Source organism: Adlercreutzia sp. St.1H8, assembly GCF_059728655.1.
Window position 1 is genome coordinate 1,535,570 of sequence record NZ_AP039376.1, and the last position, 14,365, is coordinate 1,549,934.

Genomic DNA, 14,365 nt, shown 5'->3' on the forward strand with positions numbered 1-14,365 from the left:
TCGTTCCCGCTCTTGATTCGGCACGCGCCGCCGACACGGCGGCAACGCGGCGCCTAGACCGCCGCCTCCAGCTTCTGGGCGCGATCGGCGGCCTGCAGCGCGGTGATGACGTCACCCAGGTTGTCGCCGAGCAGCACGCCGTTGTAGGTGCCGTTGTAGCCGATGCGGTGATCGGTCACGCGGTCCTGCGGGCCGTTGTAGGTGCGGATCTTCTCCGAGCGGTCGCCCGAGCCGATCTGCGCCAGGCGCTCGGCGCCTTCGGCGGCCTGCTGCTCGGCGAGCATCTTCTCGTAGAGGCGGGCGCGCAGCACGGCCATGGCCGCGATCTTGTTCTGCAACTGGGACTTCTGGTCCTGGGACTGCACCACCAAGCCGGAGGGCAGGTGCGTGATGCGCACGGCCGAGTCGGTGGTGTTCACGCACTGGCCACCCGGGCCGCCAGCGCGGTACACGTCGATGCGCAGGTCGTTCTCGTTGATCTCCACCTCCACCTCGTCGGCCTCGGGCAGCACCGCCACCGTGGCCGTGGAGGTGTGGATGCGGCCCTGGGACTCGGTCTTAGGCACGCGCTGGACGCGGTGCACGCCGGACTCGAACTTCATGACCGAGTACACCTTGTCGCCCTTCACCTTGAACTGGATCTCCTTGTAGCCGCCGGCCTCGGAGGGCGACACGTCCATCGTCTCGGTCTTCCAACCCTGGGATCCGGCGAAGCGCTCGTACATCTTGTAGAGGTCGCCGGCGAAGATGGCAGCCTCGTCACCACCGGCTGCCGCGCGGATCTCCACGATGATGTCCTTGTCATCGGCCGGGTCGGCGGGGATGAGCATGAACTTGATGTCCTCCTCGAGCGCCGGCAGGATGCCCTCGATGCGAGCGATCTCCTCCTGGGCGAACTCCTTCATCTCCGCGTCGGAGAGCATCTCCTTGGCCTCGGCCAGGTCATCGGCCGCCTGCACGTACTCGGCGGCCTTCTTGGCCAGGGGCCCCTGGTTGGCGTACTCCTTGGCCAGGCGGTTGTACTCCTTCTGATCCGCCAGAACCGCGGGGTCGCCCATCTTGTTCTGGAGCTCCTCGTAGGCCTCGATGATCTTCACGAGCTTCTCGCGCATTCCTGCTTCTTGCATGACGGCTCTTCCTTAGGGTCGCATCGTTTTCGCACAGCCCTTAATGATACCAGACCAGCGCAAGCCCTCGCCGGAGGAGAAGAGAGAAGAAGGGGAAGGCGCGCGCCACGGTCGTCCCGCGCTCCCTCACTGCGCCCGGGGGCTCCCCCGCACTCGAACGTCCCCGACGGGCGCCAAGGGCGAGGGGCGCCGGGAGCAGGCCAGGCAGCCGGCCGGCTCGCGCCCACACGCTCCTGACGGAGGCTGGCGCCAGACCGCCGCCGACTTGCCCCCACGGGTGCGCTGGAACCGCCACGCCAGGGCGCCGGTTGCGCTCGCGGGAGCCCCGGAGGCGGCGGGCAGTCGTTGCCTGCCGCCAGAGATTAGCGCCAGGAGCCGGCGGCGCGACGACGGCGGGCGGCGAGCACGAGGACGGCGGCACCGCCTATGAGCGCCGCCACGGCCACGAGGGCGAGAGCCGCCGCCTCGTCGCCGGTCTGTGCCAGGTGGCGCAGCGTCTGAGCGCGCTTCGCGTCGAGGTCGCCGTCCGCGCCGCTCACGCCCCCGTCGCCCGTCGGAGCGGCCACGATGCCGCCGGCAGGCCCCACGTCCTTCGAGGGGTAGGTCGGCTGCGGGTTGGCGATGCCAGGGTGGTCCTCCACGAAGGAGTGCCAGCCGTCAGAGGGCGCGAAGGGGCCGCCCGGCGCGGGCTTCGTGCCGCCCGGCGTGAGCGTGGAGGGCAGCGTGCCGTGGGCCGTGGCCGTGTTACCCACGTCGTTGCCCACAGCCTCCTCGGTCACGAGCGCGTCGAAGGTCACCGCCACGCTCTTCCAGCCGGGCTTCACCGGGCCCACGGGCACGCCCGGCTTCTTGGGGCCGTCGGGATCGGAGGGATCCTCCGGCTCGGGGTCGTTCAGGTCGCCGCCGAGGATCTCGGTGGCCGTGTCCGGGTCAGGCACGATGGGCTCGGGCTCCGGCTCGGGCGCCGCGTCCGGGCTCGGCGGCAGCGTCGGGTTGGCCTCGGCGTCTGCCGGGTCAACCGGCAGCCCCTCGGCGGGGATGCGGTCGTCCCACTCGAACTTGTCGGGGTTGACGCCATAGATGCCCGTCGCCTCCGAAAGGCTCAGGAAGTCAGGCTTCTCGCCCGGCGCCTTGCTCACCACGTCCGGGTTGACCGTCACGTCCAGCTTGAAGCGGTAGGCCTGGCCGCCGAAGAGCGTCGGCAGGCTCGCCACCACCACCTTGCCGTCGGCCACGTCGTAGTCAGCAGTCACCTCGTTGCCCTCCGAGTCGACGATGGTGAGCGCCGAGAACGTCGTGTCGGCAGGGATGCCCAGCTCGTAGATGGGGTTGATGCACGCGGTGTCGGCCGCCTCGTTCGTCGCCGTCACGATGTAGCGCAGCGTGTCGCCCGGGCGGATGGTCCCGTCGACGCGGCTCGTGTCATAGGCCGTCTCGGTCATGGAGAGCTGGGGCTTCTTGGCCAGGTCGGGGAAGATGTACACGTCGAAGCTCTTGGTCACGCTCGCGTAGGCGCCGGTGCCCTTGATGGTGGCGGTGATGGTGGTCTTGCCGGCCGAGAGCACCTTCGCCTTGGCGCCCACGCCATAGTCGGTCTTGCCCTCCACGAACGCGCGGTCGGTCAGGGTGTCGTTAGGTTCGATGGCGATCACGCCGGGATTCGAGCTCGTGAAGGTGATGTCGCCGATGGAGTTGGTCTCCACGAACAGCGGGAACCAGTCCTGGTTCGCCTTGACGAGGGTGCCGTCCTCAGCCAAAAGTATACGCCTAATCAACGGTTTTTCAACAGGCGCGAGACGGGAACGGCCACCGAGCACCCCGGCGGACGCGCAGGCGGCCGGCGTCCCCCGCGAGGCGCCGGCCGAGCGGCTAGCGGGCCTTCCAGTCCAGGTAGTCGGCTGCGGCGGTGGCGGCGTTGGCGCCGTCGGCGACGGCGGTCACCACCTGGCGCAGCTCCTTCACGCGCACGTCCCCGGCGGCGAAGACGTTGGGCATGGCCGTGCGCCCCATCTCGTCGGCGATGACGTAGCCAGACTGGTCAAGCTCCAAATCACCCGCGAGAAAGGCGGTGTTGGGCCGCATGCCCACGGCCACGAAGACACCCGCCACGTCGAGCACGCGCCCCTCGTCGGTCTTGACGTTGCGCAGGCGCAGGCCGGCCACCTTCCCGTCCTCGACGAGGAGCTCCTCGGCCACGCTGTCCCAGCACAGCTCCACGTTGTCCAGCTCGCGCAGGCGCTCGTGGTAGATGGCCGTGGCGCGCAGCTTGTCGCGCCGGTGGACGAGGTAGACCGTGCGGCAGATGCGCGCCAGGTAGATGACGTCGGCCACTGCGGTGTCGCCGCCGCCGATGACCGCCACGTCGCGCCCGCGGTAGAAGTTGCCGTCGCAGGTCGCGCAGTAGGACACGCCGCGTCCGCGCAGCTCATCCTCGTGGGCGAGCCCCAGCTGGGCCGGCACGGCGCCCGTGGCCACGATGACCGTGCGGGCGCGGTAGGAGCCGAAGGGCGTGGTGATGAGGTTGGGCTCGACGGACAGATCGACGGCCGTCACCTCCTCGGAGACGGTGCGCACGCCGAAGGAGGCGGCCTGCTCGTGCATCTTCATGGCCAGGTCGAAGCCGCTCGTGGAGTCAGCGTAGCCCGGGTAGTTCTCCAGATGCTCGGTGGTGGCCACCTGTCCGCCCGGCGAGAGCCGCTCGAACAGGAGGGTGGAGAGCCCCGAGCGCGCGCCGTAGAGGGCTGCGGTCATGCCGGCCGGGCCGGCGCCGATGACCGCCAAATCGACCGTCTCCGTCTCGCGGGCGAGCGCATCGCCCGACGTGTTGAGGTCCATGGGTGCTCCTTACTCTACAGAAGCGCCCGAGCTCACGCCCGGGCGCTTCGACAGGATGCTGGCCGGCTAGGCGTTCAGCAGGGCCAGGAGGTTCTGCTTAGGCTGGGCGCCGACGGTCTGCTTGGCCACCTGGCCGTCCTCGAACACGATGAGGGTGGGCACGGAGGTCACGCCGTAGCGCGCGGCCACGTCAGGACTCTGGTCGATGTCCACCTTGTACACCTTGACGGCGGGGTTCTCGGCCGCCACCTCGTCGAGGACGGGCGCCAGCATGCGGCACGGGCCGCACCAGGTGGCGAAGAAGTCGACGAGCACCTTGCCCGGCGCCTCAAGCACCTTGGACGAAAAATCAGTGGAAGAGATGACTTCGCTCATGGGACTGCCTCCTTGCAGGTTGATGTGCAGTGAGCTGTACGTTCAGAGCCGCTCGGGAGGGCGGCTCGCCTTGGAAACCCATTGTAGGCTCCGCCTCCCAAGCGTTTCGCCGGCGTTCCCGCAATGGCACAAAACTGAACTATAATGGCTACCAAATCGAGAGGACGACCATGGATTCCCTGACGCTTACCCAAGAGATAGAGGCCGACTACCCCCGCGCGGAGGTGAACTTTCCCGTGGCCTGGCGCGGGCACGACCTGACGCACGCCAACCTCGTGCTCGAGGGCGGCGCCATGCGGGGGCTGTTCACCGCCGGCGTGCTCGACTACTTCATGGACCGGGGCCTGTTCTGCGAGCGGGTGATCGGCGTGTCGGCCGGCGCGCTCATGGGCTACAACTACGTGGCGGGCCAGGCCGGACGCGGCTGCTACATCAACCTCAAGTACTGCACCGACTGGCGCTACCTGTCGCTCAAGAGCTTCGTGCGCACGGGCAACGCCTTCGGCCGCGAGATGAGCTTCGACGCCATCCCCAACGTGCTCGACCCCTTCCCCTACGACGCCTTCGACGCCTCCCCCATGGAGCTCGTGACGGTGGCGAGCAACCTGGTCACCGGCGAGGCGGACTACCACCGCTTCACCGATGCCCGCGCCGACGTGCCCTACCTCATCGCGTCGTCGTCCATGCCGCTCGTGAGCGAGATCGTCACCATCGGCGGCAAGCAGCTGCTCGACGGCGGCACGTGCGACTCCATCCCCATCACCTACTCGATGGCCACCGGCGCGCGCAAGCACATCGTCGTCTGCACCCAGGACGCCTCCTACGTGAAGGGGCCGAACAAGCTCATGCCGGTGCTCGACCGGCGCTTCGCCGACTACCCGCGGTTCCTCGACCGGCTGGCCAACCGCCACTTCGAGTACAACCGCGTAAGCCGCGGCGTCGATCGCCTCCACGAGCAGGGACGCGCCTTCGTCATCCGCCCCGATCACCCGGTGGAAGTGGCAAGTATGGAGAAGGATCAGGCCAAGCTGCTCGCCCTCTACGAGGAGGGCGTGGCCGTGGCGGCTCGCGTCTGGGACGACCTTGAGGCCTACCTGGCCGCGCCTGCGGTCGACGGCCCCACGCCCGAGACGCTGCTGTAGCGCGCCGTCTGGCCGCCCCTCCCCTCAGCGCCGGGTCGGCCTGGGACACCGGGAGCCGGGCGGCCCGAAGCCAGCCGGGCGCGTCCGCGCGTCACCGACGGAATCACCCCTCCCCCTCCGTCGGCCCGGCGTCATCGCCGTCGGACTCCTCTTCGCCTGCCGCGCCGCCGTCTGTGGGCGCCTTCGCCGCAGGGCGGCTGCCGCGGCGCTCGTCGCGCTCGATCTTGCGCAGGCTCGCGTTCTGGAACTCCGCCACGAACCCGGCCGCGAAGATGCCGCCGGGGATGGCCACGAGCGCCACCGACAGGAGCATGACGAGCGAGCCCACCAGGCGCCCCGGCACCGTCACGGGCACGATGTCGCCGTAGCCGGTGCCCGTCACCGTTTCCACCGCCCAGTACAGCCCCGTGAGCAGGCTGTTGAACGCGTCGGGCTGCACCGGGCTCTCTATCTCGTACATGAGGATGCTCGACACCACCACGAGCAGGCCGATGACCAGGAACGACGCCACTATCTCGTGCTTGCGCTTGGAGAGCACGCGCCCGATGGTGCGCAGCCCGCGCATATAGCGCGATATCTTGATGAGCCGCACGAGGCGCAGCACGTTGACCGCGTCATGCAGCTGCGGCGTCACCGGCACGAACCACGCCACCAGGTTGGGCATGAACGAGAGCAGGTCGATGATGCCGAGGGGAGAGCACACGTAGCGCAGCCGCGCGCGCCAGGGCGACACGTCCCCGAAGGCCAGGTCGGCGATCCAGATGCGCGCGAGGTACTCGAGGCCGAAGCAGATGGTGGAGAACGTGTAGAACCGCGCGATGACCCAGGCGGCCACCGGGTCGAGCCCCGGCTCCGCCGAGAAGAACACGATGACGGCATTGGCCACGATGAGGGCGAAGAGGGCAAAGCCCGTCGCCTTCGCCGCCAGGCGCCCGCGCGAGGCGTTCTCCAAAGCGTAGAAAGTCTGGCGCTTGAGCTCGGACGCGCTGGCGAGCTTGAGCCGGCGCGCCAGGCGCGCGGCCTTGCCGGACGGGCCGCCCCTCCGCTGCCTCGACACAAGGCCACCTCCTTTCCCGGAAACGACTCTCCCCGCCGCGTGACGCCCTCGCAACCCTCCTCGCCACCAGGCCCGGGCCTGTGGTAGGGTAAAGCCTGAGCGCAGCGAGGTCGCCCTCGTCCTGAAGTCTAGCACGGGCGATGCGCGCGCGGCGCTCCGTCGCCAAGCGGTAACGTGGCCGCGCGACGCGACCTGAGAGGAGTTCCGTGGCAGACCTGACCTCGCTCGCGTTCATCACGCTGCTGGCCTTCCTGTGCCCGCTCATCGCCCAGTCCATCCCCGGCAAGCCCGTGTCCGAGACGGTGTTCCTGCTCATCGCCGGCATGGTGGCCGGGCCGCACCTGGCGGGCATCGTCTCCACGAGCGACGCCATCGCGCTTCTGTCCGATTTGGGTCTGGGGCTCCTCTTCTTGCTGGCGGGCTACGAGATAGACCCGGCGCACCTTACCGGGCGCCAGGGCCGGCGCGGGCTTGCCACCTGGATGGTCACCCTCGGCCTCGCCTTCGGCGCGGTAATGCTCTGGACGCCGTTCTCGGCGAGCCACATCGACGGAATCGCCGTGGCCATCGCGCTCACCACCACGGCCATCGGCACGCTCCTGCCCATCCTCCAGGAGCGCGGCGTCGTCGAGACGCCCGTCGGGCGCGCTGTGCTCGCCTACGGCACCTGGGGCGAGCTCTGCCCCATCCTCGCCATGACGCTCCTGCTCTCCACCCGCGCGGAGTGGCTGACCGTGCTCATCCTCGCCCTCTTCGTGGCCATCGCCGTGGCAGCCGCCGTCATCCCGCGGATGGCGCGCAAGGCCGGCGGCTTCGTCTACCGCTTCATCGAGCGCAACGCCGAGACCAACTCGCAGATGGCCGTGCGCGCGGTGATGGTGCTGCTCGTGGGGCTCACGGCCATCTCGGCCGTGTTCGACCTCGACATCGTGCTCGGCGCCTTCGCCGCCGGCTTCGTGCTGCGCTTCGTGCTGCCAGAGGGCTCGGCCAGCCTGGAGCGCAAGGTCAGCTCCATCGGGCACGGGTTTTTCATCCCGTTGTTCTTCATCGTGTCCGGCGCGCGCATCGACATGGCGGCCGTGCTCGATCAGCCGCTTCTGCTGGTGGGCTTCATCGTGCTGCTCCTGCTCGTGCGCGCGGTGCCCATCTTCGTGGCGCTCCGGCATGACCCAGACGCCGCCGGCATGGGCACGAACAGCCGCCTCACCGTGGCGCTCTACTGCACCACGGCGCTGCCGCTCATCGTGGCGGTCACCACCGTGGCCGTGAGCGCGAACGCCCTGGAGGCCGGCACCGCCTCGGTACTCGTGGCGGCCGGGGGCATCACCGTGCTCATCATGCCGCTGCTCGCGTCGGTGACCATGCGGACCATCGACGCCGAGCCCGTGGCCGCCGCCCGCGAGATCCGCCGCGAGCCGCGGCGCGTCGGGCCCATCCTGCGTGAGCACTACCGCCTCCAGCGTGAGCGCCACCGCCGCGACGCCGCGCGCATAGCGCGCCTCTACGGGCTCGACCCCTCGCACATCGTGAGCGCCTTCTCGGGCGAGGACGGAGGCCCGGAGGGGGCTTCGGGGGACGGCCAGGCGGGCGGCGGCTGTCCCGTCAAGCCCTGCAGGCGCGACTCGCGCTAGAGAGTCGGCCGATTCTGGCCATTTGCTTCGAAATTCCGAGGCGCTTCCAGCTTCCGCGCCCATCAGGCCGCGCGTTTCCCCAGGTCGCGTTCGGCCGGATCGCCTCAAATGCAGGAGGAGGGGCCTTCAAGGCCCCTCCTCCCTCGGAATTTCGAACGTTTTGGCCCAATTTCGACTCGGCGCGTGCAAGCGCCGCACCCCTAGGCCGGCTCCACCGTGACGGCGGTGCCCGAGGCGGTCACCATGAGCATGTTGCCCTGGCCGAGCACCTCATAATCCATGTCCACGCCGACGACCGCATGGGCGCCGAGCGCGCTGGCGCGCTGCTCGAGCTCCTGAAGCGCCTGGGTGCGGGCGACGGTAAGCTCCTCCTCGTAGCCCTGCGAGCGGCCGCCCACGATGTTGCGGATGCCCGCGCCGAAGTCCCGCAGGAAGTTGATGCCGGTGATGACCTCGCCGAAGACGATGCCGTAGTACCCGGTGACCCGGTAGCCCTCGACGGAGTTGGTGGTGGTGACGATCATGGTCTCTCCCCTCTGGTTCCGGGCGGCCGGCGCCGGCCTGCCCCTTGAAAACGACGGCCGGGCCCGCGCTCCCCCGAGCACGGGCCCGGCCCTGGCCTAGGCGGACACGGGCCGCCCGCCTAGGCGGATGCTACAGCGCAGCCTCGCGGATGACTGCGAGGAACTTCTCGCGATCCCATTTGCCCAGGTCGCCCTCGGAGCGCTCGCGCACGGACACGACGCCCTCCTCCACCTCGGCGTCGCCCATGATGATCATGTAGGGCACCTTCTGGGCCTGGGCCTTGGCGATCTTCACGCGCATGGGCTCGTTCTGGTCGTAGATCTCCACACGCCCGCCGGCGCCCTTGATCTCGCCGGCGAACGCGGCCGCCGCCTCCTTGTGGCGATCGGCGATGGGGAGCACCACCACCTGCACGGGAGCCAGCCATAGGGGCAGGGCACCCGCGTAGTGCTCGATGAGGATGCCGAGGAAGCGCTCGATGGAGCCGAAGATGGCGCGGTGGAGCATCCAGGGGGTCTCCTCGGTGTTGTCCTCGGTGCGGTAGGTCAGCCCGAAGCGCAGGGGCATGTTGAAGTCGATCTGCACCGTGGAGCACTGCCAGGTGCGCCCGATGGCGTCCTTCACCTTGATGTCGATCTTCGGGCCGTAGAAGGCGCCGTCGCCCTCGTTGATCTCGTAGGCCAGGTCATGGCGCGCGCAGGCCTCCATGAGCGAGTTGGTGGCATGCTCCCACATCTCGTCGGTGCCGATGGACTTCTCCGGGCGCGTGGAGATCTCGGCCTCGTAGGAGAAGCCGAAGGTGCCCATGATGTGGTCCACCAGGTCGAGGATGGCGACGACCTCCTCCACCACCTGGTCCTTCGTGCAGAACACGTGGGCGTCGTCCTGGGTGAAGCCGCGAGCGCGCAGAAGCCCGTGCACCACGCCGCTCATCTCGTGGCGGTACACCGTGCCGAACTCGAAGTAGCGCAGGGGCAGGTCACGGTAGGAGTGCAGCTCGTTTTTGTAGAGCATCACGTGGCCCGGGCAGTTCATGGGCTTCACGCCGTACTCGGACAGGCGCGGCTCCTCGTCAGAGCCCTCGTTGATCTCGAAGAAGTACATGTTGTCGTGGTAGAAGCCGTAGTGGCCTGAGGTCTTCCACACGTCCGCGTTGTAGATGTGCGGGGTGATGACCTCCTCGTAGCCACGCTCGTAGAGGTCGCGGCGCAGCCACTCCTGCAGGGTGCGGATGACGCGCGCGCCCTTGGGCAGGTACATGGGCAGGCCCACGCCGGCCATGGGATCCATCATGTAGATGCCGAGCTCGCGGCCGAGCTTGCGGTGGTCGCGCTTCTCAGCCTCCTCGAGGTTATGGAGGTGCTCCTCGAGCTCCTTCTTGGAGAAGAAGGCGGTGCCGTAGAGGCGGGTGAGCATCTCGCGGTCCGAGTCGCCCTTCCAGTAGGCGCCAGCGAGCTTGGTCAGCTTGAACGCGGGGATCTTGCCCGTGGAGGGCAGATGCGGCCCACGGCAGAGGTCGGTGAACGAGCCGATGGCATAGGTGGTGATAGTCTCGCCCTCGGGAAGCTCCTCGATGAGCTCGCGCTTGAGCGGCTGGCCGGCGAACAGGGCGAGCGCCTCGTCGCGGGTGACCTCGGTGCGGGCAAAGGGCTCGTCGGCGGCGATGATCTCGGCCATGCGCGCCTCGATGGCGGCGAAGTCATCCGGCGAGAGCGCCTTGCCGTCAGGGAGCTTCACGTCGTAGTAGAAGCCGTTCTCGATGGCAGGGCCAACGCCGAATTCCACGTCGCCGAACAGGTCGGTGAGGGCGGCGGCCATCACGTGGGCCGTGGAGTGGCGCAGAAGCTCGAGGGCCTCGGGGCTCTTGGCGGTGACGATGGCCACGGCGTCGCCGTCGGCCACGGGCGCGGTGAGGTCCACCGGCCGGTCGTTGACGATGCCCCCGAGGGCGGCCTTGGCCAGGCCGGCGCCGATGGCCGCAGCCGCGTCGGCGACGGTGGCGCCGGCGGGCAGCTCCCTCTTCGAGCCGTCGGGCAGTACGATTTCCATGGTGCTCCTTTCCTGTGCCGGGCGCGCACAGAGCGCCTGCACGGTTCCGCGCGCCGTGTTGAGTGCGACGCGCTCGGGTGGTCGCCCGGCGCCACGGCCGGGCAGGGGTCGACTAAAACCCGAAGCCGCCCCGAAGGCGGCTCCGAGAATTATGCGGGATGGTACGGGACGGGCGTCCCTTACGCCGCGGCGGGCCGCAGCCGTTGCCGAGGCGTCGCCTGAGGGCCGAGGCCTAGGACTGAGGGCGAGGGCGGCTCGCGCCCTGGCGCGGGCGGCGCTGGCGCTGCGACTGCTGCGCGCCGCTCACCGGCGTGGCGCAGTAGGGACAGACGGTCCAGGAGGGCTCGAGCGCGTGCTCGCAGCGGCCGCAGAGGTTCTTGAGCTGCGTGTGGCAGCTGGGGCAGAGCACGTAGTCCGCCTCCACGGGGTAGCCGCAGGTGGCGCACTCGCCGTACTTCATGAGCTGGCGCTGCTTGAGCGCGATCTCGAGCTCCTGCTCGTCGCGGTCGATCTGCAGCAGCGGCGGGCGCAGCAGGCAGTAGGCGATGACGCCCAGCAGCGGAACCAGCGCCACGATGGCCCAGATGTACCACTGGGTGCCGCGCATGTAGGCATCGCGCACGACCCACACGATGGAGAGCACGTACAGGATGACCAGCAGCACGACGACCACCGTGAAGGCGGTCTGCAGCTCCGGCGTCCAAAGCTGCGAGAGCAACTCGCTCATGGGGAACCCCTTCTGTCCTCAGAAAAACGACACAGCTCAGCATTATAGCAAATCGGCAACCGAACACCTGACCGAACCGCCCGACACCGGCAAACAACCAGACAAGGGCCACGGAAAGGCGGCTTCGCGGGCCGCCCGCCGCCCTACCCGGGAAGGCAGGCGGCCCGCGAAGCCGCCTGCCCGCAGGGCGATCGGGAAGCGCCTCCTAGCCGAGCTCGGCGAGCGATGCCTCCACGCGCGCCAGTTTGTCGGCCAGCTCGTCGCGCTTGGCCTGGTCCTTCGCGACGATCTCCGGCGCGGCCTTGGCCAGAAAGCCCGGGTTCGAGAGCTTCTTCTCAAGCTTCGCCACGTCGGCGGCGAGCTTGGCCTGCTCCTTGGCCAGGCGTGCCCGCTCAGCGTCGAAGTCCACGTGGCCAGCCAGGCAGGTGTACACCTCGATGCCGGCCCCCACGGCCGCCGACGAGCCGGCCGGCTTGGCCACGTCCGCGCCCACGGCCAGCTCGCCGACGTTGGCGAGCGAGCGGATGAGCGCCGCCTGCTCGGCGAGCAGCGCCGCGTCGGCCGCGTCGGCCTTCACCGCCGCGTCGAGCACGGTCTTAGGAGAGAGCCCGTAGCGCGAGCGCGCCGAGCGGATGGCGCCCACGGCCTCGCACACCATCTCGATGGCGCGCTCCGCCTCCTCGTCGCGCCAGGCGGCGAGCGCGCGGGCGTCGGGCCAGGGCGCGATGATGAGCATCGGCGCGGCCTTCTCCGGCATCTCCTGGTAGATCTCCTCGGTGACGAACGGCATTACCGGGTGCAGGAGGCGCAGCGCCTGGTCGAGCACGAACACGAGGTTGCGCTGGCAGGCCAGGCGATCGGCCGGGTCGGCGTCATCGGCCAGGCGCGCCTTGGAGAACTCGATGTACCAGTCGCACAGCTCGTTCCAGAAGAAGCGGTAGAGGGCGCGGGTCATCTCGCCGAACTCATAGCCCTCGTAGGCGGCGTCCACGGCCTCCACGAGCGCGGCCAGGCGCGAGAAGATCCACTTGTCCGCCGGCGTGACGGGCTCGGGCGCGCCGGGCTCGTAGCCGTCCAGGTGCATGAGCACGAAGCGCGCGGCGTTGCGGATCTTGTTGGCGAAGTTGCGCGAGCCCTCGATCTTCTGCTCGTCGAAGCGCATGGCCTGGGCGCCCGTCACCTGCATGAGCAGGCCGAAGCGCATGCCGTCGGCGCCGTAGTCGGCCATGAGCTGCACCGGGTCCACGCCGTTGCCGCGCGACTTGGACATGGGCTTGCCGTCGGCGCCCATCACCGTGGGGTGGATGATGACGTTCTCGAAGGGGATCTGCCCCGTGCAGCTCTCTGACGCCATCACCATGCGGGCCACCCACAGCCCCATGATGTCGCGCGCCGTGGAGAGCACCTGGGTCGGGTAGTACGCGGCTAGCTCCGGCGCATCAACGCCCTGCTCGGCCCAGCCCTGCGTGGCGAAGGGCCACAGCTGGCTGGAGAACCAGGTGTCGAGCACGTCCTCGTCCTGGCGCGTGGGCGCGCCGCAGACCGGGCACGTGTCCATGGGGTCGACCGAGGCGTCCTGCCAGCCGCAGGCATCGCAGTAGTACAGGGGAATCTGGTGGCCCCACCACAGCTGGCGCGAGATGCACCAGTCCTTGAGGTTCTCCATCCAGTCCAGGTACACCTGGGCCCAGCGCGCGGGGTGGAACTTGATGGTGCCGTCGGCCACCACGCGGGCGGCGGCCTCCTTCAGGCCGTCCACCGCCACGAACCACTGCTCGGACAGCCACGGCTCGAGCGTGGTGTGGCAGCGGTAGCAGTGCATGACGGAGTGGTCGTGATCCTCCACCGACTCCAGCAGCCCGAGGGCCTCGAACTCAGCGACGACGGCCTCGCGGGCCTCCTCGCGGCTCATGCCCGAGAAACGGCCGAAGCCCTCCACCACGTGCGCCGTCTCGTCGAAGACGTTGATCTTCTCCAGACCGTTGCGCTCGCCCATGGCGAAGTCGTTGGGGTCGTGGGCCGGCGTCACCTTCACGCAGCCGGTGCCGAACTCGGCATCCACGTAGAAGTCGGAGAAGACGGGAATCTCGCGGTCGACGATGGGCAGGCGCACCGTGGCGCCCACCAGGTCGCGGTAGCGCTCGTCCGAGGGGCTCACCGCCACGCCCGTGTCGCCGAGCATGGTCTCGGGGCGGGTGGTGGCCACCACCAGGTACTCGCGGCCGTCCACCGGCTCGACGAGCGGGTAGCGCAGGTGCCAGAGGTGCCCCTTCTCGTCCTCGTACTCGGCCTCGTCGTCGGCGATGGCCGTGGTGCAGTGGGGGCACCAGTTGACGATGCGCTTGCCGCGGTAGATGAGCCCCTCGTGGTACCAGTCGGTGAACACGCGGCGCACGGCCCGGGAGAACTCGGGGCTCATGGTGAACTGCTCGTCGGCGTAGTCGCACGAGCAGCCCATGGCCGCTATCTGGGAGACGATGCGCCCGCCGTAGTCGCGACGCCACTCCTGGCAGGCCTCGATGAACGCCTCGCGGCCAATCTCACGGCGGCTGATGCCCTGCTCGGCCAGGTGCTTGTCCACCTTGGTCTGCGTGGCGATGCCGGCGTGGTCGGTGCCGAGGATCCAGCGGGTCTGATAGCCCTGCATGCGCGCACGGCGGATGCAGGCGTCCTGGATGGTGTCGTTGAGGGCATGGCCCAGGTGCAGCACGCCGGTGACGTTCGGCGGCGGGATGACGATGGTGTAGGCGTCATCCGCATGCTCGCCGAAGCCGGGCGTGCGCTGGAAGTAGCCGGCGTCGCGCCACGCCTCGAAGAGCGGCCGCTCGTGGGCGGCGAAGTCGTAGGCGACCTTCTTGTCCCCGCCGGGGGCTGCTTGGTTGTCGGCCATGTCCGGC

The 14,365-nt window shown here is 69.2% G+C and carries 11 protein-coding genes; 2 read left to right on the forward strand and 9 right to left on the reverse strand.

Features of this window, described 5'->3' with window-relative positions:
• Positions 1-53: 53 nt before the first annotated feature.
• From prfA to trxA, 4 genes are all read right to left on the reverse strand, one after another.
• Complete coding sequence (prfA, locus tag AC6I0Y_RS05885; RefSeq protein ID WP_497730085.1) at positions 54-1,127, reverse strand: peptide chain release factor 1; 1,074 nt, start codon at positions 1,125-1,127, stop codon at positions 54-56.
• Between the two features lie 362 nt (positions 1,128-1,489).
• A complete protein-coding gene (locus AC6I0Y_RS05890) occupies positions 1,490-2,884 on the reverse strand; it encodes an LPXTG cell wall anchor domain-containing protein (protein ID WP_497730086.1) in 1,395 nt (464 codons plus the stop codon).
• A 112-nt stretch (positions 2,885-2,996) separates the two neighbouring features.
• Positions 2,997-3,962, reverse strand: coding sequence for a thioredoxin-disulfide reductase (trxB, locus tag AC6I0Y_RS05895; protein ID WP_497730088.1), 966 nt, complete (start codon positions 3,960-3,962; stop codon positions 2,997-2,999).
• A 66-nt stretch (positions 3,963-4,028) separates the two neighbouring features.
• Positions 4,029-4,337, reverse strand: coding sequence for a thioredoxin (gene trxA, locus AC6I0Y_RS05900; RefSeq protein WP_497730090.1), 309 nt, complete (start codon positions 4,335-4,337; stop codon positions 4,029-4,031).
• A gap of 170 nt (positions 4,338-4,507) precedes the next feature.
• Between trxA and AC6I0Y_RS05905 the strand changes: the two genes are divergently transcribed.
• Complete coding sequence (locus tag AC6I0Y_RS05905; protein WP_160708408.1) at positions 4,508-5,479, forward strand: patatin-like phospholipase family protein; 972 nt, start codon at positions 4,508-4,510, stop codon at positions 5,477-5,479.
• A gap of 103 nt (positions 5,480-5,582) precedes the next feature.
• Here the strand turns inward: AC6I0Y_RS05905 and AC6I0Y_RS05910 are convergent, their stop codons facing one another.
• On the reverse strand, positions 5,583-6,536 hold the full coding sequence (locus AC6I0Y_RS05910) for an ion transporter (RefSeq protein ID WP_370520276.1): 954 nt from the start codon (positions 6,534-6,536) through the stop codon (positions 5,583-5,585).
• A gap of 206 nt (positions 6,537-6,742) precedes the next feature.
• Between AC6I0Y_RS05910 and AC6I0Y_RS05915 the strand changes: the two genes are divergently transcribed.
• On the forward strand, positions 6,743-8,167 hold the full coding sequence (locus tag AC6I0Y_RS05915) for a cation:proton antiporter (RefSeq protein WP_497730093.1): 1,425 nt from the start codon (positions 6,743-6,745) through the stop codon (positions 8,165-8,167).
• 200 nt (positions 8,168-8,367) lie between these two features.
• On the opposite strand, the gene AC6I0Y_RS05920 is transcribed toward AC6I0Y_RS05915, so the two are convergent.
• The 4 genes from AC6I0Y_RS05920 to AC6I0Y_RS05935 all read right to left on the reverse strand — a co-directional run bounded on the left by AC6I0Y_RS05920 (position 8,368) and on the right by AC6I0Y_RS05935 (position 14,358).
• Positions 8,368-8,691 (reverse strand): heavy metal-binding domain-containing protein, encoded by a 324-nt coding sequence (locus tag AC6I0Y_RS05920; RefSeq protein ID WP_160708404.1) that lies wholly within the window; start codon positions 8,689-8,691, stop codon positions 8,368-8,370.
• 130 nt (positions 8,692-8,821) lie between these two features.
• Positions 8,822-10,741 (reverse strand): threonine--tRNA ligase, encoded by a 1,920-nt coding sequence (gene thrS, locus AC6I0Y_RS05925; protein WP_497730094.1) that lies wholly within the window; start codon positions 10,739-10,741, stop codon positions 8,822-8,824.
• Between the two features lie 232 nt (positions 10,742-10,973).
• Complete coding sequence (locus tag AC6I0Y_RS05930; protein ID WP_497730096.1) at positions 10,974-11,468, reverse strand: zinc ribbon domain-containing protein; 495 nt, start codon at positions 11,466-11,468, stop codon at positions 10,974-10,976.
• A 205-nt stretch (positions 11,469-11,673) separates the two neighbouring features.
• Complete coding sequence (locus tag AC6I0Y_RS05935; RefSeq protein ID WP_497730098.1) at positions 11,674-14,358, reverse strand: valine--tRNA ligase; 2,685 nt, start codon at positions 14,356-14,358, stop codon at positions 11,674-11,676.
• Positions 14,359-14,365 lie beyond the last annotated feature (7 nt).